Source organism: Niabella pedocola, from assembly GCF_021044425.1.
GTDB classification, from domain to species: domain Bacteria; phylum Bacteroidota; class Bacteroidia; order Chitinophagales; family Chitinophagaceae; genus Niabella; species Niabella pedocola.
On sequence record NZ_JAJNEC010000004.1, the window covers coordinates 316,827 to 337,803 of the forward strand.

Here is a 20,977-nt window from a genome sequence, read left to right on the forward strand (position 1 = left end):
TTTAATTTCCATTAAGTTGATTCATAAATCGAGCCATATTTTCCGGTTGCAGAATCTGTTGCACATTCATTCTAAAAAGCACCTGTTTCGGCATAAATGCAACCTCGGCGGTTGCAGGATCCTGCAAAAGTAACATTCCTCCGTATTGAGCTATACATTCCATACCTTTTAATCCGTCGTTATTGGCACCCGATAACAACAAAGCAGCCGTATTCGCCTTAAAGACCCGCGCGGCAGACTGAAAGGCAACATCAATTGAAGGCCTCGAATAGTTTACTTTTTCTGAAAAATCCAGCCCGATCTGTTCTTTGTCTTCAAATAAAAGATGATAATCTGCCGGGGCCAGGTAAACCGTACCGGGCCGAATATTTATTTTATCGTAGGCTTCCATGATCGGCAGGTTGCTGTGCGTGTTCAATAACAGTTCCAGGCCGCTTTCGTTACCTGCTTTCCTGTGCAGCACGATGACAACCGGAAAAGAAAGGTCCCGGCGCAGATCCGGAAGCATTTTCAACAGCACACTGATGCTTCCGGCTGAGCCGCCGATTAATAAAATTTCAGTTTGTTTGTTTGCAGCCATCAGGACTCCCAACTAATTTTTTTCCATATCTTTTCTCCATTCCATTGCCGGTATTTATGTTCCAGGTGCGAAAACCGGATGGTTTCTTTTGCACCCAACGCCAGGTATCCCAGTGGCTGTAAACTGTCATCAAATAATTTAAAGACCCTGTTTTGAAGATCTTTGTCGAAATAAATAAGCACATTCCGGCACAGGATCAATTGAAATTCATTAAAAGACGCATCTGATACCAGGTTATGTGTGGAGAAAATGATTTTTGATTTCAGATCTGAATGAAACCGCACATGATCGTATTGTGAAATATAATAAACAGAAAGGTCTTTACTCCCCCCGGATAAAATATAATTTTCAGCATACTGCCGCATCGGCCCTGCGGCAAAAATTCCCTTTGCCGCTTTCTCCAATACGCCGGGGTTGATGTCCGTTGCATAGATCAGTGCCTGGTTGTATAAGCCGATTTCCTTCAGTAAAATCGCTATTGAATATGCTTCCTCCCCGGTTGAGCAACCTGCGATCCAGATGCGTATAAACGGATACGTGCCCAACGACGGTAAAATATCTGTTCGCAGGGCTTTATAAAAAAGCGGGTCCCGGAACATCTCGGTAACATTCACCGTTATTTCCTCAATAAAACGTTGTAAATAAGATGCGTCGTTAATAAGCCGGTACCTAAGCTCTGCAAAGCTTGTAAATTTGTCAATGATGCAGATCCTGTTCAGTCGTCTTTTCAGCGAAGCTTTGCTATATTGCGTAAAATCATAATCGTACACATCCGCAATATCTTTCAGCAATACTTCTATTTCGGCGTCCTTTATAATATCCGGCTCTATCATTTATAACCATTTTTCAATTAGGTATACCAATTTATCAACGTCAATCGGTTTAGCAACATAGGCATCTGCCCCCGCATCCAGGCACTTTTTTTCGTCACCGGTCATTGCATTCGCTGTAACGGCGATAACAGGCACTGCCGGGTATATTCCGGAAGAGCGAATCGCACGGATCGTTTCATAGCCATCCATTTCCGGCATCATCATATCTATCAGCACCAATCCGATCTCCGGATCCGTTTGTAATACTTTTAATCCATCCGCCGCACTTTGGCAGGATACATAATTATACTTCCTGGATTTTAGTGTTAATTGCAGCGCAAATATATTGCGGCTGTCATCATCAATGATTAAAATCCTTTTTGCATGCTTCATTTCTGTTCCCTTAATTTTCATACAACCAAACTCGTAACAGCGATAATAACTGATCTTTATCTACCGGCTTTGAAATATAATCCGACGCACCTGAACGGATACATTTTTCACGATCGCCGGTCATTGCCTTTGCAGTAACGGCAATAATGGGTATTTTAGTGTACGCCGGTTGGCTCCTGATCCGCTGCATGGTTTCATGTCCGTCCATTTCGGGCATCATCATATCCATTAAAATGATCGAAATTTCCGGATGATCCGCTAACTGCTTCAAGGCATCTTTTCCATCAGTAGCAGATACCACTTTCATTTGATATTCCTCCAGCGCTTTGCTTAAGGAAAAGATATTTCGTACATCATCATCAGCGATTAACACTGTTTTTCCTTTTAATATCTCGCTGAGTGTTCCGGATTTATTGATTTTTCGTCTTTCCGGTTCTGCATTTTCTTCTACCAGGTGCAGGAACAATCCTACTTCATCCAGCACGCGCTGAAAAGAATGCGCTGTTTTGATAACAACGGAATCAGCATATTGTTTTATGCGTAACTCTTCTGCGTGTGAAAGTTTTTTCCCGGTAAAAATAATAATGGGCAGGTCTTCCAGACCCGCTTCCTGCTTAATGGCTTCCAGGGTTTCGTACCCCGTTTTATCCGGTACGCCCATATCGAGGATGACACAATTTACGCGGTCTGACAAGAGCGATGCAATGCTCTCCTGCACGCTGTTTTTGATTTCCGATACAATATTAAAATTGCCAAGAAAATAGGAAAGTGCTGTAGCATGTTTTGTATTTTCTTCTACGATCAGCACTTTGCCCGGGTTCCGGACAAGCGCATCTTCAACTTTTTGGAAAATCGCTCCAAGCTGTTCGGGACCGATGGGTTTACTTATAAAATCAATAGCCCCTTTCAACAGGCTTTTCTTCTTTTCCTGCATTGAGGACATAATATGTACAGGAATGTGGCGCGTTCTGGGATTGCTTTTAATTTCGTCCATGACCATCCATCCGTTTTTAACCGGCAACCGGATGTCCAGTAAAATAGCAACCGGCTGATATTGTTCCGCTGCCTGTGCAGCAATATCTCCTCTAACTACAATGATGCCCTTATAGCCCTGCTGATTACTGAACTTTAAAAGCTCCCTGGCGAAATGCACATCATCTTCTACAATCAATATGATTTTATCCGCGGGCTGAAGATTGCCTCTGTCATCTGCCACCTCCTCCGGTATGCTGGCCACTGTTAACGGCTGCTCTTCGGAAGCCATGGAGGAATGCTCCTCTACTTTACCTGCAGCGGCATGCAATCCGGTTTCCGGTTTAATAAAGGCTTCCGGCTTCTTACCAGGAACGGTAAGTGTGAATATACTGCCTTCGCCCGGTATGCTTTCCACAACGATCTCGCCTCCAAGTAACCGGGCCAGTTCCCTGCTGATTGACAACCCAAGCCCGGTACCGCCAAACTTTCGCCGGGTAGATCCATCCGCTTGTTGAAATGCTTCAAAAATAATTCTTTGGTTTTCTTTGCTGATGCCAATCCCCGTATCATGCACAGCAAACGTTACCGCATCAGCAATATCCGGATCTGGAAATATCTTTAAGGTTACAGCGCCCTGTTGCGTAAATTTAATGGCATTGGAAAGAAGATTGCGCAGTACCTGCTCCAAACGCTGTTTATCAATCACCAGTTCCTGAGCGGCTTCCGGGGCCACTTCAATTGCAAAATGTAAGCCCTTTGCAGTTGCAAGCGGCGTAAACATATTAAACAGATCATTTTTCAGGGCATTTACCGAAATCTCCTGGTAATCCAGCTCCATTTTACCAGCTTCGATCTTGGATAAATCCAGTATTTCGTCTATCAGGCTCAGGAGACTGGAGCCGGAACTCTGGATCACTTTAGCGGATGCCACCTGGTCCTCATTCAGATTTCCATCCGTATTCTCCGTCATGAGCCGGGATAGCAGGAGTATCGAATTCAGCGGGGTCCGCAACTCATGAGACATGTTCGCCAGGAACTCCGATTTATATTTCGTGCTCAATTCCAGTTCCTCTGCTTTTTTCTGTATTTCTTTATTGCGAATGGCAATAAGCTGGTTCCTTTCTTCAAGCAACTTTGAACGTTCCTCCAATTCCTGGTTCGATTGTAACAGCTCCTCCTGTTGTACCCGCAGTTCCTCCTCCGAAGCCTGCAGTTTTTGGGCCTGGGCTTCCAGTTCTGTATTCAGGTTTTCCAGCTCCGCGTGCTGCGCCTGTAGCTCCTCTGCCTGTGATTGCGTTTCTTCAAGCAACATTTGTACGCGCTTCCTGCTCCTGGCTGCCAGTATTTCAAGGGTGACCGTATTGCAGGCATCCCGGAGAAATTCCATTTCCAGTGCGCTAAAAGGCGACAGGCTCCCCAGCTCGATCACACCCATACATTGTCCTTTAACAAGCAATGGCAGCCAAACCAAATACGCAACCCTGATCTGGCCCGTTGCACAGGTAGATATATAGTCCGAATCCGATAAATGTTCCAGCGTCCTGATCTTTTTATTTTCAAATACCTGCCCCACCATTCCCTCGCCCGGGTAATACTGCGTTTTCATATATGGCTCCATAGCATATGCACTTTGCAACTGCAACAGGTCGTCATCGATCAGATAAAGTGCTCCGTTCAGATGTTTTCCATAATTGACCAAATGCGCAAGTGTATCCTTCGCCAGTACCTCTTCCGTTTTATTACCTGCGGTTATCTCACTCAACCGAACAAGACCGGCCTGTCGCCATTCGTTACTGTTAATTTCCTGGAAGGAGGTTTGAAGGGATGCTGCCATTTCATTAAGTGAAGCAGCAATACTACCCAAATCATCTTTTTGCGCGTCATTGACTCTTACCGTATAATCACCTGCTGAAATTTTTTGCGCAATACCCTGAATAATTGTAAGTCTTCTTGTAATTTCTTCATCTTTTGTCTTCAGCGCACGCTGGATTTTTTCCCTTTGTTTAAATTCGCCCCGGATCTGTAAATAAAAATAAATCGTAACCAGTAACGAAGCGATTGCCGCACATAAAATAAAAAGGGCGGTTATATTGGAACTCCGGTGCATTTCCGCATTGCTTTTTTCAAGCATCGCCGTTTCCTTACCGATAAAATCGGCAATAAGCTTACGGCAGTTATCCATTAATACTTTCCCCTGCTCCAGTTCGTTTGTGCTGGCACCCCCACCCGCTTTTTTTGCACCTACGGTTTCCTTCAGGGAATTGAGTTGTTTATTTACAAAAAACTCGATACTATCGATCTGCTGCATTTGCCGGGCGTTGCCATTTGCAAGGATGCGGGCATTTTTTATCGAAGACGGTAAGGCATTGAAGCTGTTGTAATAGGGCTCAAGAAAGCCGGGTATTCCTGTGAGCAAATAACCGCGCTGACCGGTTTCCGCATTCTGAAGATCAGTCAGTATTTGCGTTACAGACAGAATGAGCTGTTGCGTATGAATTACCTGCCTGCGATCATCGATCTGTTTCCGGATACTGATAAATGAAGCAGCCGAGGTTGCCAGCAAAATGAAAAGAGAGATCCCAAATCCGATCTGTAATTTGCGAATAAGTTTCTTGGGCATATAAATTTAGCTAAATGGTAACGTAAAATAAAAGGTTGTTCCTTCCCCCGGAGTGCTTTCCACACCATAAGTTCCGTAATGCTGTTTAATAATCTCTGCGCAAATGTATAAGCCAATACCCAGCCCCTGATATTCCATTGCCGACTCTTCTACACGATAAAATTTACCGAATACCTGGTCTTTTTTATGCGAAGGAATACCTATGCCAAAATCCTGTACGGCTATATATACGTGATCATTATTGATGGCCGTATGAAGTACGATCCGATCCGCCTCAGGAGCATACTTGATGGCATTCGTGAAAAAATTAATCAATACCTGCTCAATACGTATCACATCGCCAACGATTTCTTTGAGCATGGGTACTCCTGCTCTTTCGACACGCAACGTTGAATGATGATTGGTATTGGATACCGTTTCCACAACATTCGCAATCAGCTGTTCCATATCGAACGGTTTTTTATTCATCTTCAGCTTTCCATTCTCTATTTTAGAAATATCAAGCAGATCCGCAATCAGGTGTTCCAGTTTTCCTACTTGTTCATGTGCCCTGCTGATATAAGAAGCGACAACGCTCCCTTCGTTTTTTTTGCTTTCCAGCCGCGCCAATAGTTGTATGTATGCTTTAATACTGGTTAAAGGTGTTTTTAACTCATGGCTTGCAATACTTAAAAATTCATCCTTTTTTCGTTCCGCCTGCTTTTGGTCGTCTATATAAGTAAAGGTGCCAACCCAGTTTTTAATACCGGCATCTTTTTTCATAGGAATGATCCGCAACAAATGATACGGATATAGCCCAGATGCGCATTCCTTAATCCTTACTTCACACTCAAACGGTTCTCCGCCATTTATGGCATTGCGCCATATCTTTTCCATTTCGACGTCGTCCGGGTGTGTTTGCGGAAATATACTGGTACAGTTTGAGTATTGAAACCATTTCTTATTTACAAAGGTTATACGCCCATTACTATCCGCCCGGAATGCGATCTGGGGAAGGCTTTCCAGGGTGGTATTCAAATCTTCTACTTTATCATTTAATTCCTGTTGCGCTTTTTTGCGGATTTCGATCTCCCTTTCGAGCACTTTCTTTGTTTCATTAAGTGCCAGGGTTTGCTCATACAGGCGGTGAAACGTGGTTACCTTTAAAAGCAAAATGTCCGGATCAACCGGTTTCGTAATATAATCGATACCACCTGAAGCATACCCTTTTGTAATAAACTTTTTTTCTGTATTAACAGCAGAAAGAAAAATAATGGGAAGCTCTTTGGTCTTGCTATAACCCGATAATGTTTCAGCCACTTCAAAACCATCAATGCCTGGCATCTGCACATCCAGGATGATCAGGGCATACTCATTTTTTAGCACTTTCTTAAGGGCTTCTTCACCAGAGGCTGCCGTATCCACTTCAAAATCCTGGGATTCCAGCAATTTTTTCAACGAAAAAATATTCTCCGCCTGATCGTCAACAATTAGAACCATGAATAAAAATTTATGCTTTTACAGGCACGTATTACAATTTTCTCCAAACCAACAACTTACTTATAGGAACTCGTAAAATAGTAAAAAAGGCTAACTTTTAAATTTTATTTTTAGATACACCCAAGTCTGGCTGAATCAATCATACGATTCCGGTTAACTGAAATTTCAAAACAGCCATGTTCCCTGCGGATGAGACCCATCATTTTATTAGGCAAGCAGTTAGAGTGTGGAAAATATTCTACACTTTACTCCAATTGTGAACATGGATTGGTTCGCTGTTGAATATCGAAAACTAAATTGAAACATCTGATACTTCGATAGCACGCTTACAATTTAGGAAGCACTTTTTAAAAATTTGCGGGGTAATCATTTTACAGGTTAACGCTTCGTCTTCATCTTATATAAAAAACAGGCGGTATTATCAAAATTGATCCGCCTGTTTGCTAAAACTACGCTTCTTACAGCATGATTTACAATTTCAACTTTATTCCTCCATTTACCACAAATCCATCTAACGGTGCATAAATATCCCTGAAAACAGGGTGGTCAATCGTTCCGGTGTAAATACTGCCAAAGCGGGTTTGGCGGGTATCCGTAAAGTTTTCGAAATTCACAAACAGCGAAAACGTTTCCCAAAGCTTCTCCGCCATAAAACCGGTGATCCAATAAGGCTTTCCGCTGGTGCCATCGCTTAATTGCTGCTTGCTGTAATAATACGCTTCAAGGCCCAGTTTCCATTTATCCTCTACTTCATACATCAGCACATTATTCAGCCGGTACCGGGCTGTTAACGGAAGCCATTCCTTTCCCCCGGTAAAATGGGTATTGGCATCGGTATACGTATAGCCCACAAACAATTTGAAATCGCCATAGCTAACCCTTAAATTGGTTTCCATACCCTTTGTATCCAGATAACCATCCGAGTTTTTAAGCGCCGCAGTTCCGTCATCTTCTGTTACCAGTACCAGCGGGCGGCGCAGCTTTGTATAAAAGAACAGATGATTCAGGCTGATGCCCACAGCTCCGATGGAAGTGCGGTAATTAATATCCCAGTTGCCACCAACAGATCGTTCATTTTCGGCATGATGAATGTCGATCGGAAGCAGATCACGGAACTGCATCCGTTCCGCCTCTTCGGTAAAAATCGTGGGCGTCTTGTACCCATAACCGCCACCGATGCGGGTGGTAAGTGCAGGGGCAATCTTAAACATGGCAGACGCGCGGGGCATCAGCTCAAACCCGTAATGGGTTACATAATCTCCGCGTAGCCCGGTTTCCAATACCAACAGGTCTGAAACCGTCCAGGCATTTTGAGCAAATACTCCATAAGTTACATAAGAATAGTTCCTCAAAGGGAAGTCTGTCTGCTTACGCTCTTTCAGGTCTTCCGTTAAAACATTCGCTCCGATTACCCAGTCAGCCTTTTCACCGGCCCGGTTCCAGGTCAGTTCAGAAAAGGAAGACTGCTGCAGGCCATCAAACCGGTAATCAGGGATCGCGATCAGCCGGTCGAAGCGACTATAGCTGTTCTTTAGCTGTAAGGTTGAATTTTCAGAAAGCTTATGTGCAATGCCCAACTGGGTGGTGATCCGGTCCGTGTTGTTCTTTTCAAAAAATCCGGGAGCTCCATTTTTGATATAATCCATACTTCCACCCGTGCGGTCTTCGGTAATATAAGTAACTCCAAAATTAGCAGTCGTTCTTTTTCCATACAGGAATAAACGGGGGTTGACTGTATAACGCTCAAACTTTGGAATGGCAGATAACCCAATATCAGCCGGATCGTATGCCCTATTACTGTTCCTCGAAGCAAATACGGTCACCCCCGCTTTTCCATATCGCTGGCTGTAAAAGCCGCTCAGGTCAAGGCCTCCGGCGGTAGTTCCGTTCGCCAGGAAGTTCAATTCCCGCTGCTCCCCCGGTGTTTTGGAGATAAGGTTCACCAGTCCGGCAATGGCACCTCCGCCATAAAGCGTAGATGCGGAACCTTTGATCACTTCCACCTGTTTTAGATCCAGCGGCGCGATCTGCAACAAAGAAAGACCACCCGAAAACCCCGAATACAACGGATACCCGTCCCGCAGTATTTGTGTATAACGTCCATCCAGCCCCTGGATCCTGATGCCGGAATTAAACGACGTGGCGGAAGTTTGCTGGGTCTGGATACCGGTGCTTTCATTGAGCATCATCCGGATATCCCCGGGTTTCATATTCCCCTTTTCCTCCAGCTCTTCACCGGAGATCACTTCTGTACGGGTGGGCGTATTGGCGATGGTGCGACTGATACGGGTACTGGTTACCACCACTTCTTCTTCATCCTCATGCCCTTCTTCACCATGTTCCAGCAATACCTCACTACCGGCGGCATCCGCTTGTGGAAGTGTAACGGTTAATTTTTCTTCTTTAAAACCAACAAAACTTATGGTAACGGCATAATTGCCATTGGGCAGGTTTTCAATGACCACCCGTCCGGAACTATCCGCTATCACTGATTTACTGGGGGATTCAATGAAAACAGTTGCTCCCGGAAGCGGGGTTTTATCTTCTTTGTTTTTTACAGACAGGGTTAAGTTACTTTGAGCATACGATACATAAGCACATAGCATTACTATGCTCAGAAATAGTAATTTCTTCATTTTATTATAGTAAAATAAAAATTAGTAAATAGAATTACAGTTATTAAAAAAAACTGCTTATACCCTGGGAGGCTGAAACAAACGGGCGTGATAATCTGACTGGATGCCGATATAAAAATCGGGATAATCCTGTACAATATGCATCTCCGGTACTGTTAAACCCATATTTGCCGGGTTAATTACACAGCCGTGATATACGGAACAAATTGAAAAAGGAGAGCAATTGCTGCAATCATTGTGCTTTTCGGGGTGAGAAGATTGCTCCGCCGTATGTTCATCTTCACATCCATCCAGGACGGAGCACGGCAACATGCTGCTGAACAATACAAAAAGGATCAATATATACCCCAAGCACTTTTTCAAGATCTGCAAAGTTAATATAAAGAAACTCAAAATTGTAAAGCATCAACGGGAATCCGTTTCCTGCCTCAAATTCTTCAAAGGCACGCAACAGCGAGGAGCCTCAGCTCGACTTTTGGGATTAACTATTGAACGTCGCCGATTTTACTGTTCAAACAGCACAACAGTAAAACGGACCATCATTGCTGATGATCCGTTTTGCGGACCGGGCGGAATCAGCCACACGTTCGCAATCTATTGAAAATTAACTAAATTCATTCAAAGTCTACGTTTAAACGCTAGATGGGTGTTTTCTTACACCACTTATAACTCATTTTTCAGTGAAGCCATATCGATCACAAACCGGTATTTGACATCCCCTTTCAACATGCGTTCATATGCCTTGTTGATATCCTGTATCGCGATCAATTCAATATCTGAGGTAATATTGTGCCTGCCACAGAAATCCAGCATTTCCTGTGTTTCCGCAATGCCGCCGATCATGGAACCTGAAAAACTTTTGCGCCCGGGGATCAGGCTGAAGGGCGCAACAGGAAGCGGTTCTTCAGGTGCTCCAACAAGCGTCAGTTGCCCATCTCTTTTCAGCAGCCGCAGGTAGGCGTTTATATCGTGTTGGGCAGACACACAATCCAGGATAAAATGCAATGTTCCGGCATTGCGCTTCATTTGCTCCTCATCGTTCGAAAGGATTACTTCGTCTGCCCCCAACCGTTTTGCATCTTCTGTTTTTGAAGCAGAAGTAGTGATCACTACTACATGAGCGCCCATTGCCTTGGCTAATTTTACACCCATGTGCCCCAAGCCACCGATCCCCACAATGCCTACCTTTTTACCCGGACCAACCTTCCAGTGCCTTAAGGGGGAGTACGTGGTAATGCCGGCGCAGAGCAGCGGAGCTGCTGCCGCCAGGTCCAGGTTTTCCGGCACGCGCAACACAAAATCCTCATCCACTACCACCCGTTCAGAATAGCCTCCAAAGGTTTGTATCCCCAGGTGCTTGTCTGGTGCATTATAGGTGCCGGTCATGCCGTTTTCACAATACTGTTCCAGCCCTTCCTTACAGCTTTCACATTCCCTGCAGCTGTCTACCATACAGCCAACGGCAGCTAGATCGCCTGCTTTAAATTTCGTAACGCCGCTACCCACTTTGGTAATGCGGCCGACAATTTCGTGACCGGGTACATTCGGATAAATGGTTCCGGGCCATTCGTTCCGGGCCGTATGGATATCGGAGTGACATACGCCGCAATACAGGATGTCGATCTCCACATCTTTTGCATTTACCTCCCTGCGCTCAATAGATATTTGTTTTAAATCCGCTTCCGGCGCTTCTGTCCCGAAAGCTTTAACTGTATGAGTATTCATCATTTGTTTTTAAGATTATTTAGTATGTACTTCGTTATATTCTTCTTCAGTTACCGGTTGCAGCCAGGTTACCTGCACATCCTCTTTATAGTTGGTAATGGCGATATGCACCATTTTACCGGTAGCTGTAGCACCGTGCCAATGTTCCACGTTTTCAGGAATGTTTACAACATCGCCTTTTTTGATCGACTGGGCCGGTTTGCCCTTTTCCTGGTACCAGCCGGTTCCTTCTGTAACAATTAAAACCTGGCCTTTGGGATGCGTATGCCAGTTGGTTCTCGCTCCTGGCTCAAAAGTTACGGCCCCGGCGGAAAATTCGTTATTTTTATCTTTTCCGACCAACGGTGTCAGGAAAGCGTCGCCACTGAACCATTCGGCGGGCAGCTGCTGCCCCCTTGGAAAAAGGGTTGTTTCATTTTGCGTTGTCATATTATTCCGATTTTTATTGTTATTGCAAGCTGTAAAATTAATTATTATACCAACAAACAGTATTGCCCCTATAAATCTTAATGAGATCTTCATCATAAGATATTATTTCAAATGCGCTTTAAAAAAGGATTCCAGTTTATCAAAAGGAATTAAATCCGTCTTATCATACAAATCCACATGTCCGGCTCCTTTAACATAGAGCAGCTCTTTAGGCTCTGCCGCCCGCTGATAAGCATCCTCGCTGAACTCTTTTGAATGAGCCTGATCACCTGTAATAAAAAGCATCGGACGTGGTGAAATTGTTTCGATGTCGTTGAACGGGTAGAAGTTCATAAACTTGGTATTGCTGCTCAATGTGGGATGTGTTGTTAATGCGAGCGAGCTGCTTTTGGGGGTGTATGCTCCTCTCGGCGTACGGTAGAACGCGTAGAACTCCCGCTGTACAGGATCTGTGTTTGCATCTAACTGGTGGCAGGTGCCACTGGTATATTGGGTTTTGCCGCCTTCAAATTCTGTGTAGCGCTGTTCGGCGGCTTCAGCAATGAGCTGTTTTCTTTGTTCCGGTGTTTGCGATTTATTCAGCGCATTGCGATTCGCCGCGCCCATATCATACATGCTCACCGTGGCAATTGCTTTCATACGCGGATCAATCTTGGCAGCACTGATGACAAAGCTTCCACTTCCGCATACGCCAATGATGCCGATCCTGTTCCTATCAACAAACAAACGCGTACCCAGGAAATCAACAGCCGCACTGAAATCCTCCGCATAAACATCGGGTGCTACCACCTGCCTTGGTGCACCGGCGCTTTCTCCCCAGAAAGATAAATCAATGGCCAGGGTGATAAACCCGCGATCTGCCATGTTGGAAGCGTAAACATCGGCACTTTGTTCTTTAACAGCACCCATCGGGTGTCCTACGATAATGGCGGGGTGTTTCCGGTTCCTTTCCAGACTTTTTGGTATAAACAAATGACCGGCAACATCCATGTTGTATTGATTCTTAAAAGTAACCCGGTATACTTCTACTTTATCACTTACTTTAAAGGTGGTGTATTTTTCAGTTGATATCTGTATCATGGTTACCTTCTTAGAGGCTTGCCTATCCCGTTGCTGTGCGCCGGCTTGCCACATGAGCATAAGGGATACAGCTGTGGTCATTAATAATTTCTTCATTCGTACGTTTTTTATTTCACATTGTAATACTCCTCATCCGTAACCCTTTCAGACCAATCTGCCAATCCGTTTTCTGTATTCGGCAGCATATAGATCTGAGTCACACTGCGGTCTTGTGAAGCACCGTGCCAATGCAATATTCCGGGCGGGCATTTTATGACATCACCCTTTCTGACAACCTGAACAGGGCCACCTTTTATCTGGTGATAGCCTACCCCATCCAAGACAATAATTATTTGACCGCCCGGATGGGAATGCCAGGCATTTCTTGAACCGGGTTCAAATTTCTCAACACCCACTGCCGTTGTATATATGGAATCTTCATCAACCAGTTTGTTATGCCAGGCAGTTCCTGTAATAATATCTGAAGGCAGCCTTTCACCTTTCTCAAAAATGGCCTCTTTATTTTGTTCACTCATTTTGTACTGGTTTTTATTGTTCCACCTCAATCTTTACAGTAACCGAACCTTTTACGCTAAAGACTTCTATTCCACTTATAATTTTACCCAGTGAAATCAAGCCGCTGGAATAACCGAAATCCTTATAGAAAATGCATATATTGCCCCAGGGTGCGTAATAGGCAATATCGCCAGCGGATGGATCAAAACCATCAGGAGCATTTTTCGCGGATAGCTTTTTGGACAGCGTTGCTATCTTTTCCGTTTGATTATAATCTTCCAATTCCAATGTTACCGGCAGCAAAGTTGCAAAATCCCTGCTGGCCGGGTTATCATACAAAACGGCTGAAGCGGTCTTCCCGCCGATGGTTATTTTCAATTTCATGCTGTCCTTTTTTAAATTATTACTTTCTTCTTGCCGAATGTTCACGGGATTGCCCGTGTTACAGGCATATAGCTGCGTATAGGTTAAAATAATAATGACTGTATAACATAGCTTCCTCATCTTATTCAATGCTTTTAAGAATTTTAGCAGGGATGCCGCCAACGATCGTGTTATCAGGAACATCTTTTGAAACGACCGCTCCGGCAGCCACGATGGCGTTTTCACCAATGGTCACCCCCGGCAGGATCGTGGCATTGGCACCAATCCAGGCATTCTTTTTTATGTGGATATGCCCCACTGTCAGATAATGCCTGTTTTCCGGTGCTACCGGGTGCCCTTCCGATAATAAACAGACCTGGGGAGCGATCTGTACATTGTCTTCAATGGTAATACCGCCCAAATCCAAAAACGTACAACCGAAATTGATAAATACGTTCTTGCCGATCCGGGTATGCTTTCCGTAATTGATATACAAGGGCGTAAACACTGCGACGGATTCATCAATTTCGCTATTCGTGATCCGGCTTAATAAATCTCTTATCTCAGCAGGATCAGCCGAGTTGTTTATCTGTACGAGCATTTTTTTTGTAGCATAGGAAGCTTCCCTCAATTTATAACCATCCGGATCATCTGATGATATGATTGCTCCATTTCTCAATCGCTCAAAAATATCTGTTGCTGTTTTCATCCGCTTTTCATTTATACAGCAAAATTAAAACTTGAGCTCCGCAGCGGGTTTGCTGCAAGGCTCAAGTTTCTTTGCTCAGGAGCTCATTTTCTATAACAGCCCCACTTCAGCGGGCGGAACGCCATATTGCCTTTTAAAGGCGGTAGAAAAATGAGAAAGGTTTTTAAATCCAACTTCGGTATATACGTCCTGTACTTTTTTGCCCTCTTCCTTTAATTTAATATAAGCTGTTTCCAGCCGCCGTTTGATCAGCCATTTTTGCGGGGTAAGATTGCTGATCTTGCCAAAGTCCCTTTTAAAGGTGGCCAGGCTGCGGCCGGTATAGGACGCGATCTGCTCCATCGTAAGCTCATCCATGTAATTGTCATTAAGAAATTCCATGATATCCATTTTCCAGGGCTCGGTAAAGTCGAACAGGATGGGAAAGAATATTTCCGACTGGTTGAGCAACGCATAGATCCCTTCCTGTAATTTCAAATGGGCTACCCCGTCTGATGGTTTCAAGTTTTCATCAAAATAGGGCGTCAGGGATTGGAACAGGCTGATAATGTCGGCCCGTGGTTTTATCCGAAATACATTTTCTTCGGGGATCGGTACTTTTTCAGGCAGATCGGCCTTACTCAGTTTGCTGTAAAATTCTCGTAGTAAGATGCGATTAAATGTGAGGGAGATCCCTTTGTACAACGCGTCTCCTTTGCTGTTCTTGTACATCATCAGCCGGTGATTGCGCCGGATAAACGCACATTCCCCGGCCTGTATCGTAATTTTTTTATCCCGGTCTTCGATTACCTGTTCGCCGGAATACAAATAAAGCAGCACATGCTCGGGAGTAGCGTGCACACATTTTTCGCTGTAATCGGAAAAACAGGAAAGGAATATGCCCGAATAATTGATCGTTCTTAATTTTTCTGCCTGCTTTTCCTCCATAGTACGCCAAATGTCAATTTAGAATGCAGCAAAATTAATCATTCCGTCACAGGTCGTCATTGTTCTGCGGCTCATTTAATATTGCTGACCGGCTCACTTTAGATTCAAGCCTATTTTTTGGTCTGCTCGGCCGACTGGCCTGTATAGCGTTCGCCAACGATTTTTACCTGATCCAGTTTGGTAGTTAAAGTATTCAGTTCTTCCGGTGCAAACGCATAATTAACAACCCACATATTCTCCTGCAAGTGCGCCAACTTGGTAGTTCCGGGAATAGGAACAATGAATGGCTTTTGCGCCAGTAACCAGGCCAGTGCTACCTGGGCTACAGTAAGTCCTCTTTGATCCCCAAATGCCTTTAAAACATCGATTAACGGCCAGTTCGCGATCACGTTTTCCGCCTGATAACGCGGTAGTGATGGCCTGTTGTCGTTATTGGGATTGTATTTCGACCGTTCATTCAGGTAACCGGAAATCATGCCGCGGCTCAGCGGGCTATAAGGAACAAAACCGATCCCCAGCTCTTCACATACCTTTATAACATCCTTTTCCGGTTCGCGGGTCATTAAGGAATATTCACTCTGTAAAGCGGTTAAGGGTTGAACCGCATGCGCTTTACGAATATTGTCCACACCCGCTTCACTCATTCCAAAATGCTTCACTTTTCCTTCCCTGATCAGGTCCTTTACTGTACCGGCCACATCTTCTACAGGTACCTTCGGATCTACCCGGTGTTGATAAAGCAGGTCAATATAATCCGTCTTCAGGCTCCTTAGCGAATGTTCCACCACAGCCCTGATCCTTTCAGGGCGACTGTCCAGGCCCTCCGCTGGCCTGCCATTCTTAAAACCAAACTTGGTAGCGATGATAATATCCTTACGGAATGGAGCCACGGCTTCACCAACCAATTCCTCATTAACCAGGGGACCATAGGCTTCGGCAGTATCAAAATAGGTAACCCCCAGATCGGGAGCTTTGCGCAGTAATGCAATCATTGCCTTTTTATCCGGAACAAAGCTCCGGTGATAGCTCATGCCCATGCATCCCAGGCCAAGAATGGATACCTTCAGTGCCTGGCTTCCCTTCCCAAGTACCCGTGTCTTTTTTTCATTATTATTATTATTATTATTATTATTATTATTGAGATTACTTCTCTCAAGGGGTCGGGCACCGCTGTTGGCTGGTGAAAACAACAATGCCCCGCCCAGTACGGCGCCTGATTTTAAAAAGCTTCTACGGTTATTCATGCCTATTATTATTAGGTTGTGATTAATAATGTAACAACAACGGCTAGGGCCGTTATTTACCCACCCGGGCCTGTAAATGAGATGGGTATCGTTCCCCGGCAATCTCAATACCCTCCAGCGCCGTGCGGATAGCTGCCAGCTCTTTCTCCGTTAAGGAAATACGCACCCCGCCAACATTCTCTTCCAGTCGGTGCAACTTTGTTGTGCCAGGAATAGGCACGATCCATGGTTTTTGAGCGAGCAGCCACGCCAGTGCCACTTGAGCGGGCGTAACATTTTTGTTTTTAGCAATGGAACCAACCAGTTCAACCAATACCTGGTTGGCTTCTCTGTTTTCTTTACTGAAGCGGGGAACGCTATTCCTGAAGTCGGATGGATCAAATGTTGTGCCTGCATTAATGGCGCCCGTGAGAAATCCTTTGCCCAATGGGCTAAACGGTACAAAGCCGATTCCCAGCTCTTCCAATGTGGCAATGATTTCCTTTTCCGGCTCGCGGTAAAACATAGAATATTCGCTTTGCAACGCAGCAACAGGCTGTATTGCATGTGCTTTACGGATGGTTGCTACTCCGGCTTCTGATAAACCCCAATACCTGATTTTACCTTCTTTAATTAGATCCCCGATGGTTCCGGCAACATCTTCGATGGGCACATCGGGGTCCACTCTGTGTTGGTAAAAAAGATCGATATAATCCGTATTCAAATACTTCAATGAACTTTCCGCCACCCGACGTATCCGTTCCGGGCGGCTGTCCAGTCCTTTGGAGGAATCCCCATCTTTAAAACCAAATTTTGTGGCAATCACAACCTGCTCTCTGAAAGATCGCACCGCTTTCCCTAAAAGAACTTCATTTCCTCCCTGACTATAGGCTTCAGCGGTATCGAAAAATGTAACGCCCAGATCGTATGCTTCCCTGATTATAGAAATGGCATCGGCCTCCGGTGTGGCGGGTCCATATCCAAAAGTAAGCCCCATACAACCTAATCCCAATGCCGACACTTCCAATCCGCTATTTCCCAAAAATCGCTTTTCCATTTTTTGTATTTTTTAATTTGATACTGCAAATTTCCGGTCTGGAAATGAGGCTATTGGTATACAGATTACTGCTTTTACTACCATTATTACGGATCGGATGCGGGGAAGAGCGCCTGTTATCAGGGAGTTTGTAATTTTACATTAGAAAACAGGGATATGGAAAGAGCGATCACCTTTAATACCGTTCATGATTATAATGTCTTTAACAATAATGCTACGCTGCATCCGCTGGTAAGCGTTGTTGACCTTAATAAGGCAGCACCAAGATCGGGTCACCGGATGACCTTTAATATTTTTTGTGCCGTATTGAAGCAGGTAAAATGCGGAGATATCCTGTATGGCAATCAAACTTACGATTACCAGGAGGGAACCCTGGTATTTTTTGCGCCCGGGCAGGTAATCGATGTAGCAAACCCCGAAGTTTATCAACCGACCGGAACGGCATTAACGTTTCATCCGGACCTGCTACTCAATACACCGCTTGGAAAGCGAATGCATGCGTTCAGCTTTTTTTCTTACCAAACAAATGAAGCGCTTCATCTGTCAGAACGGGAGAAAAAGATCATACTGGAATGCTTTGATAAAATCACCTACGAATTGACTCAGTCCATTGATAAGCACAGTAAAACACTGATTGCTTCCAATATTGAACTGTTTTTAAACTATTGCACCCGTTTTTACGACCGGCAATTTATTACCCGCGAAAATGTTAACCAGGGTATCCTGGAAAAATTTGAAGAACTGTTAAACCGTTACTTTGCTTCTGAAAAACCACAGCTCACCGGCCTGCCTTCGGTTGCTTATTGTGCTAACGAACTGCATTTGTCCGCCAACTATTTTGGGGACCTTATAAAAAAAGAAACGGGAAAATCCGCCCAGGAATACGTTCAAAGCAAAATAATTGATGTAGCCAAAAACAAAGTTTTTGACGTTAACAAAACCATCAATGAAATTGCTTACGAATTGGGCTTCAAATATCCGCAGCATTTTACGCGCCTGTTTAAACAAAAAGTTGGTGTAACGCCAAATGCGTACAGGCGTTTGAATTAAGAACCGTTTCTTTTTCCCTGCAAAGGGTTCCCGATTTCGCTATCGGGCGCCCTTTCATTAGGAGATCATTTTTACATTCTTTTTCATTGAAATATGCTGTAAAATTAAATTTTCAAACCAAACATACCCGGTAATTCAAAAATCTTTACCACACAATTTCTAACTATCATACTCAACCCCTTACAGCACTTAACATCAACATTAATGATACATCTCCTATTCAGTCTTTTATCAAAAAAGGAATTAAAATCCTGTGGGCAGCAAGGTCTGTTCGGGTCATTATGCGTTGGCACGATTTTCCGTATGCCTAGATGCAATCTTTAGGGATTGCCTTTTAATCCGATCAACTTTAAAATTGGCCCGAAATGGAAACCGATACTTTAAAAGTGAAGTTTCTCAACCGGAATACGATTTTGATGAATATAAAATCAAAGCTGGATATCGTAAACTGGATGACAAAGAATGACTATGATATAACGGTGGTTGAACCCGTCAATAAGTTTATGAAGGCGTATTCCGAACGGAAGCATTTATTTGATAAAATCAACATCAGATATGATAATGCCGACAATTTTGTTTCAGATCTTGTTACCCATAAGATCATCGAATTTCGATAGTTCACTCCGGCTTTTGGATCGTATATGAAATCTTTCCACTGCGTCACCGCTTTACACATGTCCGGTCCTGAAACCTGCAATGGTTATTTTTTGGGGTCTATTGTTCGAATAATATTAATTGCATTTTCATTCTTTGGGTTTAGCTGTACCGACTTCCGATACATCGAAAGTGCTGCCTCTTTCCTATTTACTTTCAGCAACACCTCTGCATAACTGTCATAAGTATTGAAACTTTCAGGGAATAACAGCGTGTTCAGTTTTAACACCTCCAGCGCCAGCTCGGATTTATGATCCTCAAATAGCTTAAGGCCGTAAAAATTCAACTCGCCTTCATCCAATGTAAATGCTTCCTTTGTTCTTAAGGTATGAAGTAAAGCCACAGCGTCATTTGGCCCCTCATCAAGCAATTTACGTACATAGGCCAATGCTATCGATCTTTTGTAGGTAAATGGCTTCCCGGAAAGTATAAGACACACTTCAGGCGCAATGGAGGCATTCTGCATATTGTCGATTGTTATGACCACTTGTTGCTTAGCTATATTGTGTAGTAAAAAGGCATTGATACCAGGTATACCACCGCTGTGAAATACTACCTTACCACCGGTGGTATCCTGAAAAATAAACCAGCCCAGTCCATAGGCTGCTTTGTCGATTCCTGCTCTGAAATAAGGTATGGTTCCGTCCTTCAACCGAACGGGAGTGAACATCAGCTGTAAACTGCTGGCAGATACCAGTTTGCCGGCATGCAGCGCCTGGTCAAAAAGCAGCATATCCTCCGTGGTGCTAACGATATTTCCCTGGCCAACAATACCCGCCCAATTATATATCCATTTACGCAATTCAGGCCGCGCCTCCAGCTGCTCCGGCGTATTTGCATAAGGCGTTGACTTCAGGTAAGGGGTCGCCTGAAGCTTTTTGACTGTTAAAAGATTCTCCGACGTTTGAAGCAGCGTATTTTTCATGCCGGCAGGCTTAAAAATATATTTCTCCAGATATTGAGGAAACGTCATTTTGCTGACCTGTTCTATTAACAATGCCAGCAAACAGTAATTGACATTGGAGTATTCATACCGCTGTCCCGGTGAAAAATGCAAGGGTCTATAAAATAGTTGCAGCTGCGGAATTACATCGCTGTTCGAAACAATATGTTCAGGGTTCTTCTCCAACAAGGGGGTAAACAGTTCTTCAGTATTGGGCAGTCCGGAAGTATGTGATAACAGTTGCCGGATCGTAATACTGTCAAAAGGAAATTCCGGGAGATACGCTTTTAACTTATCGTCCAGTTTTAATTTCCGTTTTTCAACAAGTTGTAAAACGGCCGTCGCTGTAATGGGTTTTGATACAGACGCAAAATTAAAGCGTGTACTCTTTTTGTTCGGTATTTGGCCGGCAACATCCGCAAATCCAAACGCGTGCTCATAGATCTTTAATCCTCTTTCTGATACCAATACATTACCATTAAGTTTCCCGTCTTCAGATAGCCGCGTAAAAAAAGTATCCAACCGGGCAGCGGGAGATTGTGCAAATAGAGCAGATTGCGTCAGCAATAATCCTGTCGTAAGGAAATATACAAGTTTCATCTTATTTCAGTTTCCTGACTGTTTAAATATGCGTATACCAGATAAATGCGATTTAGTTTTTTTATGCTGCCGATGCTGTCTGTCTATCAGGCACCCCTAATTTCACAAAATTTATTACAGCCGTCTTTATCATTGCGCTATTCCGCTGCTATTGATCAGCCGATCTCCGGTGGTTTTGCCCGATTGCCTTTGCCAACTAATTATATAATCATTTAGATCTTGAAATT

General features: G+C 44.1%; 18 protein-coding genes. 2 read left to right on the forward strand and 16 right to left on the reverse strand.

Translation table 11 applies throughout. The annotated features are described in order from the left end of the window. Nucleotide 1 precedes the first annotated feature (1 nt). From LQ567_RS05265 to LQ567_RS05335, 15 genes are all read right to left on the reverse strand, one after another. On the reverse strand, nt 2-580 hold the full coding sequence (locus tag LQ567_RS05265; RefSeq protein ID WP_231003065.1) for a chemotaxis protein CheB: 579 nt from the start codon (nt 578-580) through the stop codon (nt 2-4). Further along, the gene (locus LQ567_RS05270; RefSeq protein WP_231003066.1) at nt 580-1,413 is read right to left on the reverse strand and encodes a CheR family methyltransferase; all 834 of its coding nucleotides are present in this window, start codon (nt 1,411-1,413) and stop codon (nt 580-582) included. The genes LQ567_RS05265 and LQ567_RS05270 overlap by 1 nt, the downstream gene beginning before the upstream one ends. Continuing rightward, nucleotides 1,414-1,785: a response regulator gene (locus tag LQ567_RS05275; RefSeq protein WP_231003067.1), complete on the reverse strand. Its 372-nt coding sequence runs from the start codon at nt 1,783-1,785 to the stop codon at nt 1,414-1,416. A 10-nt stretch (nt 1,786-1,795) separates the two neighbouring features. Further along, nucleotides 1,796-5,380 carry a response regulator gene (locus tag LQ567_RS05280; RefSeq protein WP_231003068.1) on the reverse strand — a complete coding sequence of 1,195 codons (3,585 nt, stop codon included), beginning with the start codon at nt 5,378-5,380 and terminating at the stop codon, nt 1,796-1,798. A gap of 6 nt (nt 5,381-5,386) precedes the next feature. Next, entirely contained in the window at nt 5,387-6,859 is a 1,473-nt protein-coding gene (locus LQ567_RS05285; protein ID WP_231003069.1) for a sensor histidine kinase, read from the reverse strand. Between the two features lie 470 nt (nt 6,860-7,329). Beyond that, entirely contained in the window at nt 7,330-9,495 is a 2,166-nt protein-coding gene (locus tag LQ567_RS05290; RefSeq protein WP_231003070.1) for a TonB-dependent receptor, read from the reverse strand. Nucleotides 9,496-10,158: 663 nt separating this feature from the next. After that, complete coding sequence (locus tag LQ567_RS05295; protein WP_231003071.1) at nt 10,159-11,220, reverse strand: NAD(P)-dependent alcohol dehydrogenase; 1,062 nt, start codon at nt 11,218-11,220, stop codon at nt 10,159-10,161. 15 nt (nt 11,221-11,235) lie between these two features. Continuing rightward, nucleotides 11,236-11,649 carry a (R)-mandelonitrile lyase gene (locus LQ567_RS05300; RefSeq protein WP_231003072.1) on the reverse strand — a complete coding sequence of 138 codons (414 nt, stop codon included), beginning with the start codon at nt 11,647-11,649 and terminating at the stop codon, nt 11,236-11,238. Nucleotides 11,650-11,751: 102 nt separating this feature from the next. Continuing rightward, the gene (locus LQ567_RS05305; protein WP_231003073.1) at nt 11,752-12,825 is read right to left on the reverse strand and encodes an alpha/beta hydrolase; all 1,074 of its coding nucleotides are present in this window, start codon (nt 12,823-12,825) and stop codon (nt 11,752-11,754) included. 11 nt (nt 12,826-12,836) lie between these two features. Continuing rightward, complete coding sequence (locus LQ567_RS05310; RefSeq protein ID WP_231003074.1) at nt 12,837-13,244, reverse strand: cupin domain-containing protein; 408 nt, start codon at nt 13,242-13,244, stop codon at nt 12,837-12,839. Nucleotides 13,245-13,257: 13 nt separating this feature from the next. Beyond that, on the reverse strand, nt 13,258-13,608 hold the full coding sequence (locus LQ567_RS05315; protein ID WP_231003075.1) for a cyclophilin-like fold protein: 351 nt from the start codon (nt 13,606-13,608) through the stop codon (nt 13,258-13,260). Between the two features lie 121 nt (nt 13,609-13,729). After that, the gene (locus tag LQ567_RS05320; RefSeq protein WP_231003076.1) at nt 13,730-14,296 is read right to left on the reverse strand and encodes a DapH/DapD/GlmU-related protein; all 567 of its coding nucleotides are present in this window, start codon (nt 14,294-14,296) and stop codon (nt 13,730-13,732) included. A gap of 90 nt (nt 14,297-14,386) precedes the next feature. Continuing rightward, on the reverse strand, nt 14,387-15,223 hold the full coding sequence (locus LQ567_RS05325; RefSeq protein ID WP_231003077.1) for a helix-turn-helix domain-containing protein: 837 nt from the start codon (nt 15,221-15,223) through the stop codon (nt 14,387-14,389). Between the two features lie 110 nt (nt 15,224-15,333). Further along, complete coding sequence (locus LQ567_RS05330; RefSeq protein WP_231003078.1) at nt 15,334-16,467, reverse strand: aldo/keto reductase; 1,134 nt, start codon at nt 16,465-16,467, stop codon at nt 15,334-15,336. Between the two features lie 52 nt (nt 16,468-16,519). Then, nucleotides 16,520-17,503: an aldo/keto reductase gene (locus tag LQ567_RS05335; protein ID WP_231003079.1), complete on the reverse strand. Its 984-nt coding sequence runs from the start codon at nt 17,501-17,503 to the stop codon at nt 16,520-16,522. A 156-nt stretch (nt 17,504-17,659) separates the two neighbouring features. Between LQ567_RS05335 and LQ567_RS05340 the strand changes: the two genes are divergently transcribed. Beyond that, entirely contained in the window at nt 17,660-18,553 is an 894-nt protein-coding gene (locus LQ567_RS05340) for a helix-turn-helix domain-containing protein (RefSeq protein WP_231003080.1), read from the forward strand. Nucleotides 18,554-18,918: 365 nt separating this feature from the next. Next, a complete protein-coding gene (locus LQ567_RS05345; RefSeq protein ID WP_231003081.1) occupies nt 18,919-19,170 on the forward strand; it encodes a hypothetical protein in 252 nt (83 codons plus the stop codon). An 83-nt stretch (nt 19,171-19,253) separates the two neighbouring features. On the opposite strand, the gene LQ567_RS05350 is transcribed toward LQ567_RS05345, so the two are convergent. Then, nucleotides 19,254-20,750 (reverse strand): serine hydrolase domain-containing protein, encoded by a 1,497-nt coding sequence (locus LQ567_RS05350; protein WP_231003082.1) that lies wholly within the window; start codon nt 20,748-20,750, stop codon nt 19,254-19,256. Nucleotides 20,751-20,977 lie beyond the last annotated feature (227 nt).

What these genes read in the sequence shown, in the direction of transcription:
- LQ567_RS05325 (WP_231003077.1), bottom strand. Translation starts at nt 15,223, where the DNA reads ATGGAGGAAAAGCAGGCAGAAAAATTAAGAACGATCAATTATTCGGGC.
- LQ567_RS05335 (WP_231003079.1), bottom strand. Translation starts at nt 17,503, where the DNA reads ATGGAAAAGCGATTTTTGGGAAATAGCGGATTGGAAGTGTCGGCATTG.
- LQ567_RS05340 (WP_231003080.1), top strand. Translation starts at nt 17,660, where the DNA reads ATGGAAAGAGCGATCACCTTTAATACCGTTCATGATTATAATGTCTTT.
- LQ567_RS05305 (WP_231003073.1), bottom strand. Translation starts at nt 12,825, where the DNA reads ATGAAGAAATTATTAATGACCACAGCTGTATCCCTTATGCTCATGTGG.
- LQ567_RS05280 (WP_231003068.1), bottom strand. Translation starts at nt 5,380, where the DNA reads ATGCCCAAGAAACTTATTCGCAAATTACAGATCGGATTTGGGATCTCT.
- LQ567_RS05285 (WP_231003069.1), bottom strand. Translation starts at nt 6,859, where the DNA reads ATGGTTCTAATTGTTGACGATCAGGCGGAGAATATTTTTTCGTTGAAA.
- LQ567_RS05290 (WP_231003070.1), bottom strand. Translation starts at nt 9,495, where the DNA reads ATGAAGAAATTACTATTTCTGAGCATAGTAATGCTATGTGCTTATGTA.
- LQ567_RS05350 (WP_231003082.1), bottom strand. Translation starts at nt 20,750, where the DNA reads ATGAAACTTGTATATTTCCTTACGACAGGATTATTGCTGACGCAATCT.
- LQ567_RS05295 (WP_231003071.1), bottom strand. Translation starts at nt 11,220, where the DNA reads ATGAATACTCATACAGTTAAAGCTTTCGGGACAGAAGCGCCGGAAGCG.
- LQ567_RS05315 (WP_231003075.1), bottom strand. Translation starts at nt 13,608, where the DNA reads ATGAAATTGAAAATAACCATCGGCGGGAAGACCGCTTCAGCCGTTTTG.
- LQ567_RS05270 (WP_231003066.1), bottom strand. Translation starts at nt 1,413, where the DNA reads ATGATAGAGCCGGATATTATAAAGGACGCCGAAATAGAAGTATTGCTG.
- LQ567_RS05310 (WP_231003074.1), bottom strand. Translation starts at nt 13,244, where the DNA reads ATGAGTGAACAAAATAAAGAGGCCATTTTTGAGAAAGGTGAAAGGCTG.
- LQ567_RS05345 (WP_231003081.1), top strand. Translation starts at nt 18,919, where the DNA reads ATGGAAACCGATACTTTAAAAGTGAAGTTTCTCAACCGGAATACGATT.
- LQ567_RS05275 (WP_231003067.1), bottom strand. Translation starts at nt 1,785, where the DNA reads ATGAAGCATGCAAAAAGGATTTTAATCATTGATGATGACAGCCGCAAT.
- LQ567_RS05265 (WP_231003065.1), bottom strand. Translation starts at nt 580, where the DNA reads ATGGCTGCAAACAAACAAACTGAAATTTTATTAATCGGCGGCTCAGCC.
- LQ567_RS05320 (WP_231003076.1), bottom strand. Translation starts at nt 14,296, where the DNA reads ATGAAAACAGCAACAGATATTTTTGAGCGATTGAGAAATGGAGCAATC.
- LQ567_RS05300 (WP_231003072.1), bottom strand. Translation starts at nt 11,649, where the DNA reads ATGACAACGCAAAATGAAACAACCCTTTTTCCAAGGGGGCAGCAGCTG.
- LQ567_RS05330 (WP_231003078.1), bottom strand. Translation starts at nt 16,467, where the DNA reads ATGAATAACCGTAGAAGCTTTTTAAAATCAGGCGCCGTACTGGGCGGG.